Source organism: Pseudomonas sp. B6001 (genome assembly GCF_013386015.1).
Classification (GTDB): Bacteria; Pseudomonadota; Gammaproteobacteria; order Pseudomonadales; family Pseudomonadaceae; genus Aquipseudomonas.
In genome coordinates this window covers 520,025-544,627 of the sequence record NZ_JACAOX010000002.1, presented here as the reverse complement: position 1 = coordinate 544,627, position 24,603 = coordinate 520,025, and the positions used below count along the sequence as shown (strand labels likewise).

At 59.5% G+C, this 24,603-nt stretch carries 23 protein-coding genes; 10 read left to right on the top strand and 13 right to left on the bottom strand.

The features are described 5' to 3' along the window. Window positions 1-283: 283 nt before the first annotated feature. The 6 genes from HX821_RS04865 to HX821_RS04840 all read left to right on the top strand — a co-directional run bounded on the left by HX821_RS04865 (window position 284) and on the right by HX821_RS04840 (window position 7,720). On the top strand, window positions 284-2,317 hold the full coding sequence (locus HX821_RS04865) for an ABC transporter permease subunit (RefSeq protein ID WP_177035408.1): 2,034 nt from the start codon (window positions 284-286) through the stop codon (window positions 2,315-2,317). Between the two features lie 15 nt (window positions 2,318-2,332). After that, complete coding sequence (pstA, locus tag HX821_RS04860; protein ID WP_008439475.1) at window positions 2,333-4,003, top strand: phosphate ABC transporter permease PstA; 1,671 nt, start codon at window positions 2,333-2,335, stop codon at window positions 4,001-4,003. Between the two features lie 138 nt (window positions 4,004-4,141). Next, the gene (gene pstB, locus HX821_RS04855) at window positions 4,142-4,975 is read left to right on the top strand and encodes a phosphate ABC transporter ATP-binding protein PstB (protein ID WP_003213395.1); all 834 of its coding nucleotides are present in this window, start codon (window positions 4,142-4,144) and stop codon (window positions 4,973-4,975) included. 72 nt (window positions 4,976-5,047) lie between these two features. Next, a complete protein-coding gene (gene phoU, locus HX821_RS04850; protein ID WP_003213392.1) occupies window positions 5,048-5,809 on the top strand; it encodes a phosphate signaling complex protein PhoU in 762 nt (253 codons plus the stop codon). Window positions 5,810-5,933: 124 nt separating this feature from the next. Beyond that, window positions 5,934-6,833: a response regulator gene (locus tag HX821_RS04845; protein ID WP_177035356.1), complete on the top strand. Its 900-nt coding sequence runs from the start codon at window positions 5,934-5,936 to the stop codon at window positions 6,831-6,833. A 236-nt stretch (window positions 6,834-7,069) separates the two neighbouring features. Further along, a complete protein-coding gene (locus tag HX821_RS04840) occupies window positions 7,070-7,720 on the top strand; it encodes a M23 family metallopeptidase (RefSeq protein WP_003213387.1) in 651 nt (216 codons plus the stop codon). Between the two features lie 3 nt (window positions 7,721-7,723). Here HX821_RS04840 and HX821_RS04835 read toward each other — a convergent pair whose 3' ends face one another. The 3 genes from HX821_RS04835 to phoB all read right to left on the bottom strand — a co-directional run bounded on the left by HX821_RS04835 (window position 7,724) and on the right by phoB (window position 11,244). Beyond that, the gene (locus HX821_RS04835) at window positions 7,724-9,064 is read right to left on the bottom strand and encodes a hemolysin family protein (protein WP_003213385.1); all 1,341 of its coding nucleotides are present in this window, start codon (window positions 9,062-9,064) and stop codon (window positions 7,724-7,726) included. A gap of 124 nt (window positions 9,065-9,188) precedes the next feature. Then, window positions 9,189-10,511 (bottom strand): phosphate regulon sensor histidine kinase PhoR, encoded by a 1,323-nt coding sequence (gene phoR, locus HX821_RS04830; protein WP_008439473.1) that lies wholly within the window; start codon window positions 10,509-10,511, stop codon window positions 9,189-9,191. Window positions 10,512-10,554: 43 nt separating this feature from the next. After that, window positions 10,555-11,244: a phosphate regulon transcriptional regulator PhoB gene (gene phoB / locus HX821_RS04825; RefSeq protein WP_003195617.1), complete on the bottom strand. Its 690-nt coding sequence runs from the start codon at window positions 11,242-11,244 to the stop codon at window positions 10,555-10,557. A gap of 152 nt (window positions 11,245-11,396) precedes the next feature. Between phoB and HX821_RS04820 the strand changes: the two genes are divergently transcribed. Beyond that, the gene (locus HX821_RS04820) at window positions 11,397-11,777 is read left to right on the top strand and encodes a hypothetical protein (protein ID WP_003213380.1); all 381 of its coding nucleotides are present in this window, start codon (window positions 11,397-11,399) and stop codon (window positions 11,775-11,777) included. A 33-nt stretch (window positions 11,778-11,810) separates the two neighbouring features. Here HX821_RS04820 and ubiA read toward each other — a convergent pair whose 3' ends face one another. Both ubiA and HX821_RS04810 read right to left on the bottom strand, forming a co-directional pair. Further along, a complete protein-coding gene (gene ubiA / locus HX821_RS04815; protein WP_177009045.1) occupies window positions 11,811-12,701 on the bottom strand; it encodes a 4-hydroxybenzoate octaprenyltransferase in 891 nt (296 codons plus the stop codon). After that, window positions 12,701-13,264: a chorismate lyase gene (locus HX821_RS04810; RefSeq protein ID WP_003213376.1), complete on the bottom strand. Its 564-nt coding sequence runs from the start codon at window positions 13,262-13,264 to the stop codon at window positions 12,701-12,703. Before HX821_RS04810 ends, ubiA begins: the two co-directional genes overlap by 1 nt. Before the next feature lie 195 nt (window positions 13,265-13,459). Between HX821_RS04810 and HX821_RS04805 the strand changes: the two genes are divergently transcribed. From HX821_RS04805 to HX821_RS04795, 3 genes are all read left to right on the top strand, one after another. Next, entirely contained in the window at window positions 13,460-13,627 is a 168-nt protein-coding gene (locus tag HX821_RS04805; RefSeq protein WP_003213373.1) for a rubredoxin, read from the top strand. 47 nt (window positions 13,628-13,674) lie between these two features. Further along, window positions 13,675-14,823, top strand: coding sequence for an NAD(P)/FAD-dependent oxidoreductase (locus HX821_RS04800; RefSeq protein ID WP_003213371.1), 1,149 nt, complete (start codon window positions 13,675-13,677; stop codon window positions 14,821-14,823). A gap of 191 nt (window positions 14,824-15,014) precedes the next feature. After that, a complete protein-coding gene (locus tag HX821_RS04795) occupies window positions 15,015-15,290 on the top strand; it encodes an HU family DNA-binding protein (RefSeq protein ID WP_003213368.1) in 276 nt (91 codons plus the stop codon). 109 nt (window positions 15,291-15,399) lie between these two features. On the opposite strand, the gene HX821_RS04790 is transcribed toward HX821_RS04795, so the two are convergent. From HX821_RS04790 to HX821_RS04755, 8 genes are all read right to left on the bottom strand, one after another. Continuing rightward, window positions 15,400-15,774: a hypothetical protein gene (locus HX821_RS04790; RefSeq protein ID WP_177035355.1), complete on the bottom strand. Its 375-nt coding sequence runs from the start codon at window positions 15,772-15,774 to the stop codon at window positions 15,400-15,402. 134 nt (window positions 15,775-15,908) lie between these two features. Continuing rightward, window positions 15,909-16,106, bottom strand: a complete 198-nt coding sequence (locus HX821_RS04785) for a hypothetical protein (protein ID WP_017476743.1) — start codon at window positions 16,104-16,106, stop codon at window positions 15,909-15,911. Window positions 16,107-16,235: 129 nt separating this feature from the next. Continuing rightward, the gene (locus HX821_RS04780; RefSeq protein ID WP_177035354.1) at window positions 16,236-16,997 is read right to left on the bottom strand and encodes a pentapeptide repeat-containing protein; all 762 of its coding nucleotides are present in this window, start codon (window positions 16,995-16,997) and stop codon (window positions 16,236-16,238) included. A gap of 33 nt (window positions 16,998-17,030) precedes the next feature. Then, window positions 17,031-17,168, bottom strand: a complete 138-nt coding sequence (locus HX821_RS04775) for a hypothetical protein (RefSeq protein ID WP_177035353.1) — start codon at window positions 17,166-17,168, stop codon at window positions 17,031-17,033. 71 nt (window positions 17,169-17,239) lie between these two features. Further along, window positions 17,240-17,827 (bottom strand): hypothetical protein, encoded by a 588-nt coding sequence (locus tag HX821_RS04770; protein ID WP_177035352.1) that lies wholly within the window; start codon window positions 17,825-17,827, stop codon window positions 17,240-17,242. Then, entirely contained in the window at window positions 17,827-22,149 is a 4,323-nt protein-coding gene (locus HX821_RS04765) for an RHS repeat-associated core domain-containing protein (RefSeq protein ID WP_177035351.1), read from the bottom strand. Before HX821_RS04765 ends, HX821_RS04770 begins: the two co-directional genes overlap by 1 nt. A gap of 14 nt (window positions 22,150-22,163) precedes the next feature. Continuing rightward, window positions 22,164-22,598, bottom strand: coding sequence for a DcrB-related protein (locus HX821_RS04760; RefSeq protein WP_017476738.1), 435 nt, complete (start codon window positions 22,596-22,598; stop codon window positions 22,164-22,166). Window positions 22,599-22,613: 15 nt separating this feature from the next. Next, window positions 22,614-24,560, bottom strand: a complete 1,947-nt coding sequence (locus HX821_RS04755) for a type VI secretion system Vgr family protein (protein ID WP_134327538.1) — start codon at window positions 24,558-24,560, stop codon at window positions 22,614-22,616. Window positions 24,561-24,603 lie beyond the last annotated feature (43 nt).

The window sequence follows — 24,603 nt, the reverse complement described above, 5'->3', positions numbered from 1 at the left end:
TTCTGTCATACAGGATCGCTAGGGTGTGCGCATGAATGATCTGGCCAATTCCACCATGACGACGACTTCTCCCCCCAAGCGCATTGATTTCAATACGCCTGAGCTGCAACGCAAGCGCCGCATCCGCGCGCTCAAGGATCGCCTGACCCGCTGGTACGTGCTGATTGGCGGCCTCGCCGTCCTGGGCGCGATCACCTTGATCTTCTTCTTCCTCGCCTACGTGGTCGCGCCGCTGTTCCACGGCGCCAACCTGACCAAGGAAGAGGCCCTCGCGCCTGCCTGGCTGCAGGACGCCGGCAAGCCGCTGATGATCTCCATGGAAGAACAGAACCAGGTCGCCATGCGGGTTTCCGACAAGGGCCAGGCGCTGTTCTTCAACGTTGACACGGGTGCCGAACTCAAGCGCGTTGACCTGCCGTTGCCTGCGGGCGTGACAGTCGCCTCCATTGGTGAAGACCAGCCCGGCAGCCCGCTGGTGATCCTCGGCCTGTCCAACGGCCAGTCCCTGGTGTTCCGTCACACCTATAAAGTGTCGTACCCGGACGGCAAGAAGACCATCTCGCCCGCCGTCGAATACCCTTACGGCGAAACACCGATCGTCCTCGACGCACAGGGCCGCTCCCTTGAGCATGTCGCCTTGAACGCGACCGACTCGACGCTGGTGGTGGCTGGTTCCAGTGGTGCTCATCTGAACGTGCTGTCCATCAGCCGTGAAGAAAACATGATGACCGAGGAAGTCACCACCGAGCAGAAACGCATCGAGCTGCCGCAAATGACCGAGCCGGTCAAAGCCATCTTCGTTGATCCGCGCCAGCAGTGGCTGTACGTGATCAACGGTCGCGCCCAGGCCGACGTTTTCAGCCTGCGGGACAACAGCCTCAACGGTCGCTACAAATTATTGGAAGACGGCGTGGCGCAAGTCACGGCCAGCACCCAACTGGTGGGCGGCATCTCGCTGATCATCGGTAACTCCAGCGGTGGCCTGGCGCAGTGGTTCATGGCCCGCGACCCGGACGGCGAACAACGCCTGAAGCAGATCCGTACCTTCCAGATGGGCACCGCGCCTATCGTTGAAATCACTGCTGAAGAACGTCGCAAAGGCTTCACCGCCCTCGACGCTTCCGGCAAGTTCGGCGTGTTCCACAGCACTGCCCACCGTACGTTGCTGGTGGACCAGGTGGTCGACGGCAACGGTATCTTCGGCATGTCGCCACGGGCCAACCGGGTGATCGTCGAGGCCGGCGGCAAGCTTCAACCGCTGCTGCTGGACAACCCGCACCCGGAAGTTTCCTGGAGCGCGCTGTGGAGCAAGGTCTGGTACGAAAACTACGACGAACCTAAATACGTCTGGCAATCGACCGCCGCCAACACCGATTTCGAACCCAAGATGAGCCTGGCGCCCCTGACCTTCGGTACCCTGAAGGCCGCGTTCTACGCCATGCTGCTGGCCGCGCCACTGGCCGTTGCCGCTGCGATCTACACCGCTTACTTCATGGCCCCGAGCCTGCGCCGCAAGGTCAAGCCGGTGATCGAGTTGATGGAAGCGATGCCGACGGTGATCCTCGGTTTCTTCGCCGGCCTGTTCCTGGCGCCGTATGTCGAAGGGCATTTGCCGGGGATTTTCAGCCTGCTGATGCTGCTGCCGATTGGCATCCTGGTGGCCGGCTTCGTCTTCAGCCGCCTGCCTGAGTCGATCCGCCTGCGGGTCCCGGATGGCTGGGAAAGCGCGATCCTGATCCCGGTCATCCTGTTTGTGGGCTGGCTCTCGTTGTACATGAGCCCGTACCTGGAAACCTGGTTCTTCGGCGGCGACATGCGCATGTGGATCTCCCACGACCTGGGCATCACCTACGACCAGCGCAACGCCCTGGTAGTCGGCCTGGCCATGGGTTTCGCGGTGATCCCGAACATCTACTCCATCGCCGAAGACGCCGTGTTCAGCGTGCCGCGCGGCCTGACCCTCGGCTCCCTGGCCCTGGGCGCCACGCCATGGCAGACCATGACCCGCGTCGTGATCCTGACCGCCAGCCCGGGCATCTTCTCGGCGCTGATGATCGGCATGGGCCGCGCGGTCGGTGAAACCATGATCGTGCTGATGGCCACCGGCAACACGCCGGTGATGGAGATGAACCTGTTTGAAGGCCTGCGCACTCTGGCAGCCAACGTCGCGGTGGAAATGCCCGAATCGGAAGTCGGCGGCAGCCACTACCGCGTGCTGTTCCTCTCGGCGCTGGTGCTGCTGCTGTTCACCTTCATCATGAACACCCTCGCCGAGCTGATTCGTCAGCGTCTGCGCAAGAAATACTCGTCGCTTTAAGAAAGGTAGAAGTCTGTGAAACAGAACTCCCTGAATGGATGGTTCAAGAGCGGCGCCCCGGGCGTCTGGATCAGCGGTGGCGCGGTGTCCATCGCGGTCATCATGACCATTGGTTTGCTGGCCGTGATTGCCGTGCGTGGGCTGGGCCACTTCTGGCCGGCCGACCTGATCCAGGCCAACTACAACGTGCCGGGCCAGGAAAATCACATCGTCGTCGGCGAAGTGGTGCAGAAAGAAGAAGTGCCCCGCGAGCGCCTGAAAAGCGCTGGCTTGCCGGTGCCGGACCAAGGCCCGGAGTTCATGACCCGCGAGCTGATCAAGGTCGGCAACCGTGACTTGAACGGCAATGACTTCACCTGGATCGTCGGCGAGTGGCTGACCAACCAGACCAAGCCGGTCGAGTTGATGGCCATCGAGCGTCGTGAGTGGGGCAACTTCTACGGCACCCTGGTCAACGTCAAGCAGGACGGCAAGGTGATCGCCGAAGGCGAGGCGGCCTGGCCGGAACTGCAAGCCCGCGTGGACCGCGTCAACAAGCTCGCGGCCCAGCTCAAGACCCTCGAGAAGTCCGACATCGGCGCCATCAACGCCGGCCTCGAACGCATCCGCCTGCACGGTCGCAAGCTGGAGCTGGAAGGCAAGCTGGACGCCACCGCCCAGGCCGACATGGACAGCGGCCGCGCCGAACTGAACAACCGCTACAAGGATATCGAAGCCCGCCTGGCCGACCTGCACACCCAGTTCAACCGCGACAGCCTGACCGCCCGCGATGCCAACGGCAAAGAAATCGAAATCGGCATTGGCAAGGTGGTGCACGCTTACCAGCCGAACGCCATGGGCTACATGACCAAGGTTGGTTTCTACTTCAGCAAGGTCTGGGAATTCCTCAGCGACGATCCACGGGAAGCCAACACCGAAGGCGGGATTTTCCCGGCGATCTTCGGCACCGTGATGATGACCCTGATCATGGCGATGATCGTGACCCCGTTCGGCGTGCTGGCGGCGGTGTACCTGCGTGAATACGCCAAGCAGAACACCCTGACGCGGATCATCCGCATCGCGGTGAACAACCTGGCCGGTGTACCCGCCATCGTTTACGGCGTGTTCGGCCTTGGCTTCTTTGTGTACGTACTGGGCGGCTCGGTTGACCGGCTGTTCTTCGCCGAAGCCTTGCCGGCACCGACCTTCGGTACGCCTGGCCTGCTCTGGGCGTCCCTGACCCTGGCGCTGCTGGCGGTACCGGTGGTGATCGTGGCCACTGAAGAAGGCCTGGCGCGGATTCCTCGCACCGTACGTGAAGGTTCTTTGGCACTGGGCGCGACCAAGGCGGAAACGCTGTGGAAGATCGTGCTGCCGATGGCCAGCCCGGCGATGATGACCGGCATGATCCTCGCCGTGGCCCGCGCCGCCGGTGAAGTGGCGCCGCTGATGCTGGTGGGTGTGGTGAAACTGGCGCCGTCGCTGCCGGTGGACGGCAACTACCCGTACCTGCACCTGGACCAGAAGATCATGCACCTGGGCTTCCATATCTATGACGTCGGCTTCCAGAGCCCCAACGTCGAAGCCGCGCGGCCGCTGGTGTACGCCACCGCCTTGCTGCTGGTGCTGGTGATCGCCACGCTCAACTTGTCGGCGGTGTGGATTCGTAACCACCTGCGCGAAAAATACAAAGCGCTGGACAGTTAATTGAAGTGAACGCGGACTAAATGTGGGAGCGGGCTTGCTCGCGAATGCGGTGTATCAGTCATACATGGTCAACTGACCTGACGCCTTCGCGAGCAAGCCCGCTCCCACAAAACGAATTGGTAGCACAGGGAGCATCCCATGCAACATGAAACCCATTCCCACGGCATCAACATGTCAGCCCTGGGTCGCGACAAGCAGAGCCTGAGCCTGGCCCAGGAAACCGTGGCCATCGAAGTCCCGGGCCTGAGCCTGTACTACGGCGACAAGCAGGCGCTGTACGACGTCAGCATGAACATTCCGAAGCAGCGCGTGACCGCCTTCATCGGCCCGTCCGGTTGCGGCAAGTCGACCCTGCTGCGCACCTTCAACCGGATGAACGATCTGGTGGACGGCTGCCGCGTCGAGGGCGCGATCAACCTGTACGGCACCAACATCTACCGCAAGGGCGAAGACGTAGCCGAGCTGCGGCGCCGGGTGGGCATGGTGTTCCAGAAGCCCAACCCGTTTCCCAAGACCATCTACGAAAACGTGGTCTACGGCCTGCGCATCCAGGGCATCAACAAAAAGCGCGTCCTCGACGAAGCCGTTGAGTGGGCACTGAAAGGCGCGGCGCTGTGGGACGAGGTCAAGGACCGCCTGCACGAGTCGGCCCTCGGTTTGTCCGGCGGCCAGCAGCAACGTCTGGTGATCGCCCGCACCATCGCCGTGGAGCCGGAAGTGCTGCTGCTCGATGAACCGTGCTCGGCACTCGACCCCATCTCCACGTTGAAAGTCGAAGAGCTGATCTACGAACTCAAATCCAAGTTCACCATCGTCATCGTGACCCACAACATGCAACAGGCGGCGCGGGTTTCCGACTACACCGCGTTCATGTACATGGGCAAGCTGGTGGAATTTGGCGACACCGATACCCTGTTCACCAACCCGGCGAAGAAGCAGACCGAAGACTACATCACCGGTCGCTACGGCTAGCAGGTGGCTGGTTGCTCACTGAACTGATGCTGCGGTCGACCGCACCTTACTGGACGTTCCAAGGACGCCAACATGATTAGCAAAGAAGGCCTTACCCATCACATCTCCGCGCAGTTCAACGCCGAGCTTGAGGAGGTGCGCAGCCACCTCCTGGCCATGGGCGGGCTGGTGGAGAAGCAAGTCAACGACGCCGTCACCGCGCTGATCGAGGCCGACTCGGGCCTGGCCCAGCAAGTGCGCGAGATCGATGACCAGATCAACCAGATGGAACGCAACATCGACGAAGAATGCCTGCGCATCCTGGCCCGTCGTCAGCCGGCGGCGTCCGACCTGCGTTTGATCATCAGCATCTCCAAGTCGGTGATCGACCTGGAGCGCATCGGTGACGAAGCCACCAAGATCGCCCGCCGCGCCATCCAGTTGTGTGAGGAAGGCGAAGCGCCGCGTGGTTATGTCGAAGTGCGCCACATCGGTGACCAGGTGCGCAACATGGTTCGCGACGCCCTCGACGCGTTTGCCCGTTTCGACGCCGAGCTGGCGTTGTCGGTGGCCCAATACGACAAGACCATCGACCGCGAATACAAGACGGCGCTGCGCGAACTGGCGACCTACATGATGGAAGACCCGCGCTCTATCTCGCGGGTACTGAGCATCATCTGGGTACTGCGTTCGCTGGAACGCATCGGCGACCACGCACGCAACATCTCGGAACTGGTGATTTACCTGGTGCGGGGTACTGACGTGCGGCACATGGGCCTCAAGCGGATGAAAGCAGAAGTTGAAGGTACGACCGATCAAATCCCTAATGTTCCGGGCGTTCCTGACGATAAGTAAGATTGCCCGAGAAATAAACGCCCGGCCTTTGGTCGGGCGTTTTCGTTTGTGGTGTTGGAATTTTTGGCAAAACGCCATCAGCGAAGCGTTATGCTTGCCGGGGTTTTTATAGGATGAAGGGTCGATGAGCAAAGTCAGTGTATTGGTGGTGGATGACGCCTCGTTTATTCGCGACCTGGTGAAGAAGTGCCTGCGTAACTACTTCCCGGGGATCAAGATCGAAGATGCGGTGAACGGCAAAAAGGCCCAGGCCATCCTGATGCGCGAAACCTTCGACATGGTGCTGTGCGACTGGGAAATGCCGGAAATGTCCGGCCTGGAACTGTTGACCTGGTGCCGTGAACAGCCTCATCTCAAAGCCATGCCTTTCGTCATGGTGACCAGCCGTGGCGACAAGGAAAACGTGGTGCAGGCGATCCAGGCCGGGGTTTCCGGCTACGTCAGCAAGCCATTCACCAACGAGCAGTTGCTGAACAAGGTCAAGCAGGCACTGAACAAGATTGGCCGCCTCGACGCGCTGATCGCCAGCGCACCGACCAAGATGAACTCGGCGTTCGGTAACGATTCCCTCAGCGCCCTCACTGGTGGCAAGCCTGACGCAGTCAAGCCGGCCCCGGTGGCCGCGCCCAGCAAAGGCCTGCTCAACAGCCCGCCGGTGCAGGTGGCTGCGGCAGCGTCGCCTGCCAGCGGTCGTGGCCAGGGCCAGTTGCGCCTGCCCAGTGGCACCCAGCAGTGTGTGATCAAGGCCCTGAGTATCAAGGAGGCGCTGCTGGTGGTGCGTCGTGGTGAAATCCTGCCTCAGGTACTGGAAAGCGCCGTGCTCGACCTGGAGCAGGGTGAGAACGCTGAAGTGGCGCGTCTGAATGGCTACCTGCATGCCGTGGTGGCCTACGAGCCCAAGCCCGACAGTGACTGGCTGCAACTGACCTTCCGGTTTATCGACCAGGATGCGCAGAAGCTTGACTACATTTCGCGGCTGATCGCCCGCGGGACCGCACAGAAGCATTTTGTGCCGGGTGCGTGACTTGATGGGGTCTCCAAAAAACCTGTGGCTAGGGGGCTTGTCCCCCGTTGGGCTGCGTAGCGGCCCCAAACCCTGTAATTGAGTTCTGCCTGACCCTGCGCGATAACTCTACTGGGGCCGCTGCGCAGCCCAACGGGGGACAAGCCCCCTCGCCACAGGGTTAGTGTTTGGTTCACATAGCACTGTCATGATCCCTTGTTAGCCTGCCATCCAGTCGTCCCTGGCAGGCCAACCCGATGCTCGTGCGCTCACTGCTGCTGTGTGGACTGTTCGCCGTTGTCATGCCGGCGATGTCCATGACCCTCTACAAATCCATCGACGCCGACGGCGCTGTGGTCTTCAGCGACCGGTACACGCCCGGGGCGCAGGCGTTTGTGTATCAGGATCGGGTGATTCCCAAGCCTGTATATCCGTCGCAACCCACTTCATATCGTTATCCCTTGCCCTGGCGTGGCGGCCCGTTCCGTCTCACCCAAGGCCCCAACGGTACCTTCAGCCACTCCGAGCTCAAAAGCCGTTATGCGATGGACATTGCCATGCCTGAAGGCACGCCAATCATCGCGGCACGTGGCGGTGTCGTACTGAAAACCGAGAACGATCAGAGCGGGCGCGGCAGCGATCCATCGGGCAATTTCGTGCGGGTGCAGCACGATGACGGCACGCAAGGCGTGTACCTGCACCTCAAGCAAGGGTCGGTCAGCGTCAGGGAAGGGCAGCGCGTGGCGGTGGGCACCCCGCTGGCGCTGTCGGGCAATACCGGCAACAGCAGCGGGCCGCATCTGCATTTTGTGGTGCAGCGCACGACGGCGTCGGGGCTGGTGTCGATTCCCTATGAATTCAACCAGCCGGTGCAGGCGTTGCCCAATTTTGCATTGGGCACGCGATAAGGCTTAATCCAGCAACAGCACCTTGGCCAACACGATCTTCGGCCCTTTCATCTTCTTGATGATAATGCGCAGGCCTTCGACTTCCAGCACTTCTTCCTCTTCCGGCACCCGTTTCAGGGTGTCGTAGATCAGCCCGGCCAGGGTTTCGGCCTCGATGTGGTCCAGGTCGACGCCCAGCAGGCGCTCCACCTTGAACAGCGGCGTGTCGCCACGCACCAGCAATTTGCCCGGCTGGTAAGCGAGGATGCCGCGCTCGGCCTTGCGGTGTTCGTCCTGGATGTCGCCTACCAGTACTTCCAGCACGTCTTCCATGGTCAGGTAGCCGATGACCTTGCCGTCGGCCTCTTCCACCAGGGCGAAGTGCGCGCCGCCTTTACGGAACTGCTCGAGCAGTTGCGACAGCGGCATATGGCGCGATACGCGTTCCAGCGGGCGGGTCAGCTCGGCCAGGTTGAACGACTCGGGAATGTGGTCCAGGGCCGCCAGTTCCAGCAGCAGGTCCTTGATGTGCAGCAGGCCGACGAACTCGTTGCGCACGGCGTCGTACACCGGGTAACGGCTGAACTTGTGGCGACGGAACAGCGCCAGGATCTCCTTGAGCGGTGCGTTGAAGTCCAGGGTCACCAGGTCTTCCCGGGAGTTGGCCCAGTCCACCACTTCCAGCTCGCCCATTTCCACGGCGGAGGCCAACACGCGCATGCCTTGGTCGCTCGGGTCCTGGCCACGGCTGGAGTGCAGGATCAGTTTCAGTTCTTCACGGCTGTAATGGTGCTCGTGGTGCGGGCCAGGCTCGCCTTGGCCGGCGATGCGCAGGATGGCGTTGGCACTGGCGTTGAGCAGGTAGATCGCCGGGTACATGGCCCAGTAGAACAGGTACAGCGGCACGGCGGTCCACAGCGACAGCAACTCGGGCTTGCGAATGGCCCAGGACTTGGGCGCCAGTTCACCAACCACGATGTGCAGGTACGAGATCACGAAGAAGGCGGCAAAGAACGACACGCCCTTGATCACTTCCGGCGACTGCACACCGATCGCCCCCAGCAACGGCTCGAGGATGTGCGCGAAGGCCGGCTCACCGACCCAGCCCAGGCCCAGGGAGGCGAGGGTGATACCCAACTGGCAGGCCGACAGATAGGCGTCGAGCTGGCTGTGTACGGTGCGCAGGATCTGCCCGCGCCAGCCGTTCTTGTGGGCGATGGCCTCGACCCGGGTCGAGCGCAGTTTGACCATGGCAAATTCCGCCGCAACGAAAAAGCCGTTGAGCAGTACCAGGATCAGTGCAAAAAGAATCATGCCGAAGTCGGCGAAGAGTGTCGCGAGGGTGATGCCAGGGGAAGGGTCCATGATGGGGTTTTGCGGGTTCCGTCTAATCGAAAAGGGTGAGCAGGTGGGCCTGAAAGGCAGGCGCAAGTCCGCCAATGTAGCGGCTGACGGGGCGCTTGCCTAGTGGCGGCTGCCGGGCGGAGGGTCACTCGTCCTGATGAAGGACCCGGGAACGTGTCACCTGGGCCGGCGGGAAATGGCAGGTAAAGGTACTGCCGTGGCCGAGCACGCTACTGATTTCCAGCCGCGCGCGATGGCGCAGCAGCACATGTTTGACGATGGCCAGGCCGAGCCCGGTGCCGCCGGTGTTGGAGTTGCGGCTGGAGTCGACGCGGTAGAAACGCTCGGTGAGGCGCGGCAAATGCTTGGCGTCGATGCCCATCCCGGAGTCCTGCACGCTGAGGTGTGCGCCCTGGTCGTCGGCCCACCAGCGGATGCGGATGTTGCCTTTGTCCTGGGTGTATTTGACGGCGTTGAACACCAGGTTGGAAAACGCGCTGCGCAACTCGCCCTCGCTGCCCTTGAGCAGTATCGATGGGTCGGCTTCAAGGGTGATCTGCTGTTCACGCTGCCCGGACAATGCCTGGGCGTCGCTCTTGATCGTCTGCAACAGGCTTTGCACCGGCACCGGATGGTTGTCCGAGGGGTAATCGGTGGCTTCGAGCTTGGCCAGCAACAGCAGGTCGTTGAGCAGGGTTTGCATGCGCGAGCCTTGCTGCTGCATCTGTTGCAGGGCACGGGTCCAGCGCGGGTTCACGTCTTCGACGTTATCGAGCAGCGTCTCCAGATAACCGCAGATCACCGTCAGCGGTGTGCGCAGTTCGTGGGAGACGTTGGCGACGAAGTCCTTGCGCATCTGTTCCAGCTGATGGATGCGTGTGACATCACGCACCAGCATCAAGTGTTCGTTATTGCCGTAGCGCGTCAGGTACAGCTGGATACGCACGCGGTCGTTGGTCGGTGACGGGATTTCCAGGGCTTCTTCGTAGTTGTCCTGCTCGAAATACTCCTTGAAACGCGGGTGGCGCACCAGGTTGGTCACCGGCTGGCCGCTGTCCTGGGGCGTCTTGAGGCCCAGCAAGGTCTCTGCGGCGCGGTTCCACCATTCCAGGTTGCCGTCGCTGTCGAGCATGATCACCGCGTCTTTCAGTGCGGCGGTGGACTCCTGCACCCGGTCGATCACCGCTTGCAGGCGCCCGCGTACACGCTGGTCGCGGCGTTGCAAGTGGTAGATGCTGTCGAATACCTCGCCCCACAGGCCGTAGCCGTCGGGTGGTGCTTCGTCGGGTTTGTGCTGGCGCAGCCATTCGTGCAGGCGCAGCAGTTGCTTGAGGGTCCAGCCCAGGTAAAGGCCCAGGCCGACGGCCAGGCTCCAGCCGTAATAGCCGCTGACCAGGCCCACCAGCAGGCAGCCGGTGATCAACAGGAGCATGTGGCGGATCAGGGTGCCATGCCAGTTTTGGTTCACTTAAACACGCGTCCTTTCAGCTGTCTGGGCAGTTCGGGCTGGCTCAGCCTTTGGTGGAAAACCGGTAGCCGGTGCCGCGCACGGTTTGTACCAGATTCTCGTAAGCGTCGCCCAAGGCTTTGCGCAGGCGGCGGATATGCACGTCGACGGTGCGCTCTTCCACATACACATTGCCGCCCCAGACCTGGTCCAGCAGTTGGCCGCGGGTGTAGGCGCGCTCCTGGTGGGTCATGAAGAATTGCAGCAGGCGGTATTCGGTGGGGCCCATCTCGGCGGGTTTGCCGTCGATGGTTACGCGGTGGCTGATCGGGTCAAGGATCAGGCCGTCGACTTCGATAGGCGCTTCACCATCGGTGGGGCCGGCACGGCGCAGAACGGCTTTCAGACGGGCGACCAGTTCCCGTGGGGAAAAGGGCTTGGTGATGTAGTCATCGGCGCCGACTTCCAGGCCCTGGATCTTGTTGTCCTCTTCGCCCTTGGCGGTGAGCATGATGATCGGGATATCCCCGGTCAGCTCGTCACGCTTGAGGCGGCGGGCCAGTTCGATGCCGGAGGTGCCGGGCAGCATCCAGTCCAGCAGGATCAGGTCCGGCTTGCGGTCGACGATAATGGCATGGGCCTGCTGGGAGTTCTCCGCCTCCAGGCAGTCATAGCCGGCCATTTCCAACGCAACGGCGATCATCTCGCGAATGGGCGCTTCGTCGTCAACGATCAGAATGCTCCTGCCAACCATGCTAAATCCTCTTGTCATTTAACTGTCTTGCGCCGCATTAGATAACGGAATTATTGCAGTCGTGTGACAGTAATTTAGTCGCCTGGGCAATCCTTGCCTCTCTGGACTACGCTTTGGGTCCGAATCCTGACAACCACAAAAGGAAGGTTCCCATGACTCACAGTACTTTTTCCTGGAAAGCCCTGCTGGTAACGGCCGCGTTAACGCTGCCGACACTGGCGTTTGCGGCAGACCCGGCGATGACCAAGGACGGGATGCTGGTGGACCACAACGGCATGACCCTCTACACCTTTGCCAAGGACGCTGATGGCAAATCCATGTGCAACGACAAGTGCGCCACCAACTGGCCGCCGTTGATGGCCGAATCCACCGACAAGCCCATGGGCAAGTGGACCGTCATCACCCGTGACGACCAGAAAAGCCAGTGGGCCTACAGCGGCAAGCCGCTCTACACCTTCATCATGGACAAGAAGGCCGGTGACATGACCGGCGAAGGCAAAATGGACGGGGCGTGGAAGGTCGCCAAGCCTTGATGTGAGCCGGATAAGGGTGAGGGGCCTGGCCTCTCACCGAAATCCGTAGTCCGCGACAATCCCGACAAAAATCGCCAACCCGGCCCAGTGGTTGTGCAAAAACGCCTTGAAGCATTTGAGCCGGTCCTTGTCCCGGGTGTACCAGAACTCCCAGGCAAAACACCCGGCCGCCGCCAGCAAGCCCAGGTGGAACCAGCCGCCCAGCTCAAAACGCATTCCCGCCAGCCACAGGCACACCAGTGCCAGGCCCTGCAGGGTCAGGATGATCACCCGGTCGGCATCGCCGAACAGAATCGCGGTGGATTTGACCCCGATTTTCAGGTCATCGTCGCGATCGGTCATGGCGTAGTACGTGTCGTATCCCACCGTCCACAACAGGTTGGCGATGTACAACAGCCATGCCGCGGCGGGCAGGCTGCCCGTCTCGGCGGTGAACGCCATCGGCATGCCCCACGAGAACGCCGCGCCCAATACCACCTGCGGGTAATAGGTGTAGCGCTTCATGAACGGGTAGCTGGCCGCCAGCGCGAGGCCGCCCAGAGACAGCCAGATCGTCATGGAGTTGGTCAGCAGCACCAGCAGGAAACTGATGACCATCAGCACCGCGAAGAACACCAGGGCCTCTTTCGAGCTGATCCTGCCGCTGACCAGCGGGCGCTGTTCGGTGCGCTTCACATGGCCGTCGACCTTGCGGTCGGCCCAGTCATTGATGACGCAACCGCCGGCCCGAGTGAGTATCACGCCGAGCACGAAGATCAGGATATTGAGCAGCGATGGCGAACCCTTGCCGGCAATCCACAGCGCCCACAGCGTGGGCCACAGCAGCAGGTAAATGCCGATGGGCTTGTCCATGCGGGTCAACTGGATGAAGTCCCAGGCCCTTGGGTTCAGGTGATTCAGGGATTTGAGCAGGCGCTGGTACATCAGAAACGCTCCGGATGGTCGTGCACGGCTTGCCACAGGGTGGGCAGGAAGATCTCGGCCACCAGCACGCTCAGCGGCCCGCGGTCGAAGCGCGAGCGGCGTGCCCACAGGTGATCGGCCTGGTCCGCCGGGGGCAGCCATTCCCGTGGGTAGCGGCACACCTCGATGGCCTGGCGCGTGAAGGCGTGGTCACAAAACAGCAATTCCCCGAGAGACCGGCTGCCCAACTCGTCCATGTGCAAGCCGTCGCCCTGCAAGGCGCTGCGGGCCGCCACGCTGCGGGCAAACACCCACGGCTGGCCATGGCCACGCAAATACACCTCGCGCACCCAGCCGATGCTGGCGGCGGGCAAGTCCAGGGTGGCGCATTCGTCGTCTCGCAGTGGCTGCCAGCCTTCGAACAACGGCGTCACGCTGAAGCCATCGTCGGACAGGCGCGTCAGGCGCCGGGTCAGCGAACCTTCATCGAACAGCCAGTTGAGTGTCAGCGGCGCGGGCAGTGGGCTCAGAAGGCTCTGGGTCAGCCATCGGCAAGCATCGGGAAGGGCGTTTGAATGCGGCACGGAGGGTCATTATTGGCAGTTAATGAGGCGGCGAGCTTACCATGGTGCCCTGGACTTTTGCCGGAGTGCGCCAGGCCCATGCGTCGATCATGCTTGCATCTGCGCCTGCTGATCAGTACAAAACGCCCTGAGCCGCACGGCAAGGTTGCATCTATCGACCGTCGGCCAACGCGCCTGGACCTGAGGAAACAAGTAATGAAGAAGTGGCAATGTGTCGTCTGTGGCCTGATCTACGACGAGAAAGACGGATGGCCGGATGACGGCATCGCGCCGGGCACCCTGTGGCAGGACGTCCCTGAAGACTGGCTGTGCCCGGACTGCGGCGTGGGCAAAATGGATTTCGAAATGATCGAAATCGGCTGATGCTGATTTAAATCGCAATTCAAGAAACGTACTACAAGGAGAAAGGAATGAACGCACCTGTCGTGATCGTCGGCACGGGGTTGGCCGGTTACAACCTGGCTCGGGAGTTTCGCAAGCTCGATAGCGAAACCCCGCTGTTGCTGATCACCGCAGATGACGGGCGCTCCTACTCCAAGCCCATGCTTTCCACCGGCTTTGGCAAGAACAAGGAAGCCGACGGCCTGAGCATGGCGGAACCGGGCGCCATGGCCGAGCAACTGAAGGCCGAAGTGCGTACCCACACCCGCATCAGTGGCATCGACCCGGGCCACAAGCGCTTGTGGATCGGTGAGGAAGCGGTGGCCTATCGCGACCTGATCCTGGCCTGGGGCGCAGAAACCGTGCGGGTGCCGGTACAGGGCGACGCCGCCGAGCTGATTTTCCCGATCAACGACCTTGAAGACTACGCACGCTTTCGTGCCGCTGCGGCCGGAAAACGCCGGGTGCTGTTGCTGGGGGCCGGGCTGATCGGCTGCGAGTTCGCCAACGACCTGATCCTCGGCGGCTACGAGATCGACCTGGTGGCGCCGTGCGAGCAAGTTATGCCGACCCTGCTGCACCCGGCAGCCGCCGCAGCGGTGCAGGCCGGTCTGGAAGGCCTGGGGGCGCGTTTCCACCTGGGCCCGGTGCTCAATCGCCTGCAGCGCACCGCTGACGGCCTGGAAGCCCACTTGTCTGATGGCGAAGTGATCCAGTGTGACCTGGTGGTGTCTGCTATCGGCCTGCGCCCGCGTGTCGACCTGGCCGCCGCCGCCGGGTTGCAGATCAACCGCGGGATCATGGTCGACCGCCACCTCAAGACCTCCCACGCCAACATCTACGCCCTGGGCGACTGCGCCGAGGTCGATGGCCTGAACCTGCTGTACGTAATGCCCCTGATGAGCTGCGCCCGCGCCCTGGCCCAGACCCTGGCGGGTAACGCGACGGCCGTCAGCTACGGCCCTATGCCCGTCACGGTAAAAACCCCGATCTGCCCGCTGGTCGTCTCGCCACCGCCACGGGGCACCGAAGGTGTGTGGAGCGTCGAAGGGCAGGGCGGCGACATCAAGGCCCTGTGCCGCGACGCCAGCGGCCGACTGCTGGGCTACGCCCTGACCGGCACGGCCGTGATGGAAAAACTGGCCCTCAACAAAGAACTTCCGCCGCTGCTGGCGTAAATGCTGGTCGTTCTGTCGGAATAAGCATCATTTTGACCGTAGAAAGGTCGCCGTGAGACTGGCGCAGGCCCCGATGGCATGCCATCCTCACTCCCGTCTGCCGCAGAGTAGAGCCTGCGGCGCCTTGGGCGCTGCTCCGATAGAGAGCAGCACGGACATAACAACAAAAAACCGTCAAAGAGGCTTCACTTATGCGTAAACCAGAACTCGCAGCCGCTATTGCAGAAAAAGCAGACCTGACCAAAGAACAGGCCAACCGCGTACTCAACGCCGTACTCGAAGAAATCACCGGCGCGCTGCATCGCAAGGACAGCGTCACCCTGGTAGGCTTCGGCACCTTCCTGCAGCGCCACCGCGGCGCCCGCACCGGCAAAAACCCGCAAACCGGCGAGCCGGTGAAAATCAAGGCGAGCAACACCGTTGCGTTCAAGCCAGGCAAGTCGCTTAAAGACAGCGTCAATCCGTAAGTAAAGAAGCCTGCGCTACGCACATGCGAGTGTGAGCGCGGGATAAAAAATGGGCACGCCGACTGGGTCGGGTGCCCATTTTTTGTTGGGGGCTGGTACGTATGCCAGATTAAGCCAGTTCGCCTAAACGCGTTTTTAGAGCGTCGACTTGCTCTTCCACTGCCTTGATGACATCAGCACTGCCTCCCCACATATCAAGAAACCCCCAGTCTTCATTGGTTGGGTCAATCATTTGGGTCAGTATTGAAATCGCGTGCTGGATCAGGGGCTTCAGTTCTGCCAAATGCTCCGCTGGCCATATATAGGGGTTGCCTAGGGTTTGTAATAGATAACAGGCAGCCCTAAAGGCGTCATAACGTTTTTCAGTGGGATCAAACTGGTTAATTTCGTTGATCAGGACTGCGAAATTCTGTTGTTTCCAAAATTCTTGAAACCAGTCGGCGGCTTCATCGTTTTTCCAAGGATTGTAATTCCAGGCGCCCATTTTTTACTTCTCAGAAAACTTTCCCGCCGGTGACCGGCACGGGTTTATTTAATTTACCTGATGATGATTGGTCTAAATAAATCTGCCCATTTTATAGTTCTCAGGCCTAGTGCTCACCCTATAAGGATTGCACTTTATAATACTATGGGGATGTACGAAATAATTTTGTCGGCGATGAACTCAGCAGTCCAGTCATGTTGGAAGATATAGTCGACAGCATCCGGATCTAAAACACTATTTGCCAATAAGTCTATGTTCGCACTTGCCTCTTCTTCAGTTCCTTCGTTGTGCTGGATTTTCAATATAAGCTTTATTAATTCGTGGCGAGACATAGGCAACTCCTAATAAGTGATTTTCTCTGCCTAGTACATCCAATTGAGTTTATAGGCGTAGGAGGGCAGATGGGTGTGCGGTAATTAAACGGCCATCCCCTCTTAATGTGTCTTTTTCCTGCGCCTTGCTTAAGCATCTTGAAGAAGTGAAATAAATCGTGAGGTGAATTCCTTTCCCTCATAATCTTCAAGGTTTTCAATATTGAAAATGGCGCCCTTTTGAGTTGTAAACTTTAACAGTCGAAGCTTCAATATTTTATTGATCTGACTTTCAGGTTCTGCAGATATGATAGTAAGTGCTTTTTTCGCACGGACCGCCACGTCTTTGAAGAAAATGTGTTTAGGCTCGATGGGCGGGATTACATTTTCCAGGTTGCAGTTTTCAAAGGTTACATAATCGAGTTTGCAAAGTTCAAAGTCGGCAGAAAGTGGGGTGTTGGGTTGGTCTGATATGAAATTAACTTCCTGGAGTTTTCCAGCGAATTTAATAGTGGATATGTTTTTTGCATTAAATGAATTGTCAATAATTTTGCACTGAGAGAACGTGCAGTTGACGAAGGTGCAGTCCCTCAAGGACGCTTCTCGAAAGTCGCACTTCACAAACGTGCAGTTCCCAAATTTGCTATTGCTGAACCCTGATCCTTGAAAGTTTGTGTTTTTGAACGAGCAATGGGTCAAGGATGTTTTATTGAAGAATCGCGAGCCGGAAAAGTCAGCTTTCTCAAAGTCGCAATTTTCCACAAAGCATTGATCAAAAATCGGATCGCAGAGTTTCGCGTCTTTTAATTTGCAACCGCTGATCAGCTCGTTTTCAAAACGCGTTTTTTTAGGTAAAACGAGTCCGTCCTGCGAAACGCTGGAAAGTAATTTTGATGAAATTTTGTCACTCACCATAATATTCCTTCATAACCATTGCCCCAATCCTTAGGGTAAATGGTCTTCGTCTTCGTAAAGCTGCCGGGCGAAATCCTCTGCGCCGTCGGCCTCCATCGAGGCGGGTTTCTTTTCAGCAAGAGCCATCTCCACGCCGCAAAAAACGTGACAGTCAGTCAGCTGACTCATGTCCGATCTCTTAAAGCGTGCTTTGACATTGCGCTTAAGCTCTTGGCTCAGATCCTATAATAGTTCTCCAATTACATTAGGTTGATGGGATGGAACTCCAAAAAAGAGTGATCGAAATCCAACGCCAGCAACTTCTCTTTGTACGCTTCACAAATGACGATGTTGAACGCTCCCCCCCAGCCCACCAAACGAAAGACCTCGGCAGTCTCAGGGATTTTTTTGGCGATCAGTACCGGATCGAAGAAAAAACGTCCTCTTGGATTTTGCCATTCCTTGACCACGTGCTCTTCCGGCCAGGCTTCGTATTTGGATAAGGCCCAATCGACGCAGTCGACATGATTGTAGGCATGCAAGAGTCGGTAACGTGCTTTTTGGCTTTCATGGGCGATGCGTAAATATTGCACACGCTCGGCCGACAGGTTATCCAGCCCTTTAATAGACTCATCGAATACAAAGAAATCCGCTCCGATTGTGTTGACTGGGGCGGTTATACCGTCGACAAGAATTTCATAATGCAGCGGTTTCAAATTGCACGGTCCTCGGCTATTGGAAAGCGCTATGTCATCGACCTCCTCCCCCTTGTAAATGAGCTCTCCAAGATTGACGTACCCCTCCCATTTCTCACTGCTGACATTCGGATTGAGCTTGAAATAGTTCATTAATCAACCATCCTCAAAATTTTGTTAAGAGTGGATGTGGGGTCTAGTGCTTCCTTTTTAAGCTCTGCGAGCTCCGCTTTAAACTGATCCGATCCTTTTCTGCTAGCAGCTTTCAAACGTTTATAAATCTCTGCGTGCATTTTTTCAGGGTGCGGGCCTTTGTGTCCAGGCACATCAACTTTGTTCAACGGGTCATTGAGGACATCTCTGCGGGACTTGCCATTTTTGAACTTGCCCAACCCGTTTTTCTCAAACAGGACGCGAAATTTAGCAGTCCATTTAGAGTGTTTATTGGTGGCAATGTGATGTGTCGGCGCGCAAGCCGAAAGCCCCCAAGGATCAACCCAGCCTGTCGGGTTTACCGCGTACTGATATAGATTGATCCCCCCAGCCAACCCAATCGGATCCGGCGTTGTAAACCGCCCGACAGCCGGATCGTAAAACCTGAACGTATTGAAGTGCAGCCCCGTCTCCCGATCCAGGTATTGCCCCTGAAATCGCAGGTTCTGCTCCTCAATGTAGGACGGTTCACGCACCTCTTCCGAGGTGTTACCCCATACCCGATAGCTCGCGCGCCAAACATCACGACCGTCATCCTCAGTTAGCTGCTCCGGTAGGCCACTGAGGTCGTTGTGGTAATAGCGGATTTTTTGCAGCGGCCCCATACCGTCGACACGCGCAAGGGGTTCGTAACCCTCGTCCTCATAAATATAGAGGCTGGTTTGACTGTGTTTATGTTCCTGCAGCAGGCGTAATCCGTCCCAGGTGAAGCGTGTCACCCCCAGTGGATAGCCATCGTTGTCATGCTCTGTTTTTTCAGTGCGACGGCCCAATGGGTCGTAGGTCATCCTGACCACATTACCGTCTTCATTGCGCACTTCAACCAGTCGGCTTTCTGCGTCGTAGGCAAACCGTTGCAAGCCTCGAGCAGAACTACGCTTTTCGATCATTCGACCAAAAGCATCGTATTTATAGCGTTTGTCTTGGTAGGTGAGCAGCCTGTTATGCCTTACCAAGCCACCCTGTCGTGGGCCGTCGAGCAGGTTGGCTGCCGCGTCATAAGCAAAGGTTTCGGTCTGTCCTACTTGGTGGCTGACGAGAATACGTTCGGTACTGTCGTAACCCAACTGCTCTTGACGATCATGAACACGGTCAACACGCCGACGCCCGATCAGGTTATCGCTGGGATCGTAGCTGTAGTCAGTCTCAACCAATGGCGGCAACTGCCACGGTTGGTCAATACTGCGGCGCTGGCGCGAGCGAACCCTTCCACTGCGGTCATACGCGGTGTTCGTCCTGAGTTGGCCTTGAGTGCGCTGCACTTCGCGATGCAAACGATCACGCTCGAAGTCGCTGATGACCTTTCCATCGAGATTCAACTGATGCAGGTGACCGCTGCCGTAGTAGAGGCGGTTCAGCCATCGACCGTCGGGCAACTGGGTCTGAATCAGGTTCCCCAATTCGTCGTAGTGATGCTGCAAGGAGCCCGCTGTGCCTTGCTCCTGCAGCAGTTGCCCCAGCGCGTCGTAGCTGAAACCCAGTCGCTGCTGCTGACCGTCAAGCGCGGTGAATGTGACGCCGACCAGTTGGTCGTTCAGGTCATGTTCGTAAACGGTGGTGCCGTCGGCGGTGACTTTGCTGACCAGGCGTCCAACCGGATCTCGCTGAAACTGGTGTGACAATGGCGCTACCGGTTCGCCTTCTGTCCCCGGCAGGAAGTCCACGGCGACGACATCATCCAGCGGATCATAGGTGTAGCAGCGCTGACTCTGGTCGAGGTCTTGCTGCCGCACCATGCGGTCGCATGCATCCCACTCAAAGCGATAGCTTTCGCCGTTCTCATTGGACAGCCTGCGCAATCGGCCATAGGCGTCATGGTCGAACATGACCGTGCGGTTGTGCGCATCCCAGCGCTGTTTGACCAGGCCACGCAGGTCATAGGCATAGCGCGTGGTGCTGCCGGCCGGGTCGACATGGGCCGTCAGGTAACCGCTGGCGCTGCGTTGGAACTGTTCCACGCGGCCATCCGGGAGCTGGCATTCCAGCAATAGCCCCTGGGGACCGTACCGGTAGCGAACCGACTCACCTTCCGCATTGGTCTGCACCACCAGATTGCCAAAGGCATCGTATTGATAACGGGTGGGATAACCCGAGCAATCCACCGCTTCGACCAGTTGGCTCCATTCGTTCCAATGCAGCGTTTTGGTTTTTTCCGTGGCGTCGATGATGCGCACTGGTTGACCGAACCCGTCGTAGACGTAGCGCGTGCTATTGCCCAGCGGGTCGATTTCCTCGATGCAGTTGCCTCGCTGGTCATAGCGATAGTGCCAACTGTTGCCCGCAAGGTCGGTCTCTACTTGGGGCAACGCCCAGTGCGCGAGCCACTGCGTGCCGCTGGTTCTGGACAGTGGATCGATCACCGCGCTCAGGTTGCCGGACGCGTCATAATTGAAGCGCCACTGACCGTTTTGCGGGTCAATCGCGCCGAGCAACTGGCGATCTTCGCTCCACTCGAACTGCCACGTATGGCCCAGGTTATCGACGTAGCGAGTGATCTGGTACTGCGGGTTCCAATGCCGTGTACTGACGCGCATCAGGCCATCGGTCACGCGGGTAATGCCGGCGTCGAGATCGTAGTCGAAGGTGTATTCATCGCCTGCGTCTGTCCAGTGGCGGCTCACGCGCCACTCTTCACCGTCCGGGCCGGTCACTGCACTCCATTGATAGAAGCAGCGCAGGCCACTCGGCAACTGGTGTTCGACCATTCGCCGGCCATTGTCATAAGCAAAGCGTCGAAGGGTTGTGCCTTGCACATCCAACACTTCAGCCAGGTCGCCGTTGCTGTCATAGCGGTAGCTGACGAGCACATCGCTGCGCGCATCGAAATGTTCCTGGCGCAGATAACGCCGTTCGATGTGGCTCACGCGCCGTGGGTGTTCAGCCGAGTAGCTCAGTTCGACGTGCATCAAGTCATGGGTGTCGCGCAGGCGATACAGCCGCCCCTGAGCGTCGTAGTCGAGAAAGATCCGCCCTTCATTGCGATCACCCAGCAGCTGCAGACGCATCCGCGCGCTGTTCAGCGGGTCGGGCTCGAACAGGCGATACAGGCCGTCGATGCTCTCGATCAATACCGCGCCGTCGGCACTGCGCCTGACCGCAAGGCCTTCGCCCGGGTCGAATGCTCCGCCGGACAAGGGGATGTAGCCGATCTCCAGGCGGCGCCCTTGCTCATCGATGTAGAGCAGGTTTTCGTCTGCATCTATCTCAATCGACACTTCATACGCAACGCTCCAGCCCGCGCCGAAGAGACCGTCCTGGCGTGTGTCGAGGCTGCTGTAGAAACGCTGCCAATCTATCGGGAGCAAACCCGGCAGCACGAAGTCCAGCTCCTCGTCCCCACCCAGGACCTTGGCCCCGGTCGCGCTGTGAACCGGATTGGACGAGCCATTCATGGCGCTCTTGAGCGCAGAGGTAACCTTGCTGGTTGCATAAGAAATGGCACCGCCCACCACCAAGCCACCGACCAGGCACGGCAGCTTGGTCCAGAAACACTTCAGGTTGCCCCGCAACGCCATCACCACCGCAATCGCCAAACCCACGCCCGGCGTCTTGCCGCTGCGAATCTCTTGCACCACGATGGTCCCGCCACCGATGCGCACATCCGGCGAGATCAGGCCCGGGGCTGTGCCGATCTTGGCGTCGCACGTGCTGCGATCGCCACTGCGCGCCGCAGGCTGGCCATTGATGAATACCGAGCTGGACCCCTCGGCAATGAATTGCAGGGGCATTGGCGGGTGCTTGTTGCACCCTACGGTGTCCAGCGGGCAAGGCTCGGTGCCGGGGGCGGGGGAGGCGACGGTCGGGCGCCACATCTGTGAGAAAAACTCCCCGGCCATGTCCAGGAAGCTGGGGGCTGGCGGTTCGCTGGGTGCGACCGGAACCGCAGTCATCTTGCCTGCGGCGCGGGCAGCTTTTTTGCCATTGATGAAGACGTTGTCCGAACCGCTGGTGATGAAGGCATCGATCACCGGCGGGAACACCCAGTTGGCGGCGGACTCGCACCAACTGGATATTTTCAGGTCAGCCCCTGTGAGCCCTGCGGTGATCCCAACGACTGCCCCCACTACCAAGACCAATGCAACGCCGCCTGTGGCGATGGTCGCACCGGTCGCGAGGAAAACCGCCCCTGCAACGGCCAGGCAGCCCACGGTAGTGAGTGCGGCATAGGCGGCCACTTCCAGCACGCCGCCGAGAATATCAGCCATCACCGAGGTGTGCAGCAGCGCGTCGCCTTCGCGGGCAGCCCAGAGGTCTTCACTCATTGTTCAGACTCTGCTCAGGGGGTGACGGCAAAGTTGAGCGTGTTCTTGAGCGTTGCCCAATGTGCCGCCTCGGCAGGCCCCAGGGGCTGGGTCTTGACGTAGCTCAAGGCGATCAGGTTGCGTGTGCCGGGTATCTGCATTGCCAACTGATATTGGTAAATATTGTCGCTGCCTTTGTTGAAACGGTTCTGCACTTCAAAGGCGTCGATGTCCTGCGCCGGCCCCACCTTGATGGCTTGCGCCGGCGAATAACGAAGGTCCTTGACCTGCTGTTCGAGCTTTTTCAGCTGGCCCTCGAAGTTGTTTTGCAAGGTCTCGCCATCTGCCAACGGGCTGCGACTCACCACCAGGGTGGTGCCCAGCTTGGCGAACTTGAGGATATTGATTGAGGTGTCCTGTACCTCTGCATCGGGCAGGGTGAATTGGGCTTCGTTGATCAGGTAATTCATGGTGGAGAAATCTCGTTATTGACCAGCGCCGGGCTTGCCGGGAAATTTTGATTCGACGGCGGACTTGATCGTGCTTTGCACGCCTTGGGCGCCGGGCACCGTGCCCTTGTCGCTGCCAAGGTTGATATCCAGTTTGCCCTTCGTCTGGATTTTGCTGCTGCCGGTGGAAAACAGGTTGAACGAGCCACAGGTCAGGTTGATGTCTCCGCCAGCCTTGAGCTCAATCACACTGTCGCCGCACACCAGGCGAATACTGTCGCCAGCCTCGACGGTGTAGGTCGTGGCGGCGCTGTCGGACTTGGCCCCGCCCACAATCACGGTGTCGTTGTTGCGCACGACCCGCAGGCGGTTTGAGCCAATCGTCACCGTCTCGTTATGCCCAATACTCTTGTTCCGGTCATGCCCCACCGAGTGGCTCTCATCCACCTCCACCACAATGTCCTGATTGCGCTCGGCATGGATGTACAGCTGCTCCAACCCCTTCTTGTCCTCCATGCGGATTTCATTGAAGTTGGCCGGTGTGCCGCCTTTGCTGGAGCGGCTTTTCATCCCGCTTTGGGTGGCGTTTTCCGGCAAGTCGTAAGGCACGGTCTGCTCGGCGTTGTACACCCGGCCGGTGATGATCGGCCGGTCTGGATCGCCTTCCAGGAAGCTCACAATCACTTCCTGGCCGATCCGTGGGATCTGCATCGAGCCCCAGTTTTTTCCGGCCCAGGACTGCGATACGCGAATCCAGCATGAGCTGTTTTCGTTGGACTGGTCGTGGCGGTCCCAATAGAAATGCACCTTGACCCGGCCATATTGGTCGGTCCAGATTTCTTCGCCTTTGGGGCCCACCACCAGCGCGGTCTGCGGGCCTTTGACGATGGGCCGGTAGGTGTTGGCCAGCGGGCGGAAACTCTGTTGTGCGTCGATGCAGGTGAGGGTGCTTTCGAACTGGGCCGAAGGCGCGCCACCGCCGCTTTCGAGGCTTTCCTGGGAGATGTAGTAGCGGGCGCCGACGATCAGGTATTCGCGGTTCTGGTCGCGGCGACTGAAGCCGGTGAGGCTGAACAGGTGGCCGGAACCCAGGCCGCGCGCATTGCCGCTGAACTCCACTTGTTCGTGCAGGGTTTGCAGGGCTTCGATGCGGGTGCGGGCGTAGTGTTCGCCGTCTTCGCTTTTGACGTAGGTGCCGGGGTAGTCGTACAGCGGGTAGTCGCCGGCGGTGTGCGGGCGCGGCATGGCCGAGCGCACGTCGATGCTCGCGCTGGGGCGCTGGAAGTCGTAGTCGTTGAGCTCAAGGGAGCCGGGCTGTACTTCCTGTGCCAGGTGCCAGTTGTGCATATGGTCGCGTTCGCGCTGCTGCTCGTCCTTGGGGTAGTAAGGCACCGAGGCGTAGCCGGGCACGTTGGCGTGGGCACCGTAGGCATCGGCCAGCACCAGCACGTGGCGGTCCTGCTCGTGGCGGAAGAAGTAGTAGATGCCTTCCTGTTCCATCAGGCGGCTGACGAAATCGAAGCTGGTCTCGCGGTACTGCACGCAGTATTCCCACTCGCGGTACGGCCGGCTCAGGGCGTCTTCGAAGTCGGAAAAGCCCAGGTCGCGAAACACCTGCTTGATGATCTGCGGGATGCTCAGGTTCTGGAAAATCCGGCAGTCGGAGGTGCGGCTCAGCAGCCACAACCACGGGCGCAAAGTCACCTGATAGCTGGCGAACTGGCCCTGGTCGATGTTCTGGCTGCAGCGGGCGACGATACCGTGGAAGTGCCGCTCGCCACCGTCCGCCAGTTGCAGGTTCAGGCTCATGGGCTTGCCCAGCAACTGGTTGAGGTCGATGTTGGCGTCCAGCGAGGTCAGCTGCAGTTCGAAATTGAACAGCCGACCCAGCTCTTCGCCGCCACCCATTTCATTGAGCAGCAGCACATCCGGCCCCAGGGGGCTGGTGATCTTGGCCAGGCGTGAGGCTTGGTTGAATAACATCGGTTAACCCGTAAATAGCGTAATAACTGTAGGAACCGGCTCC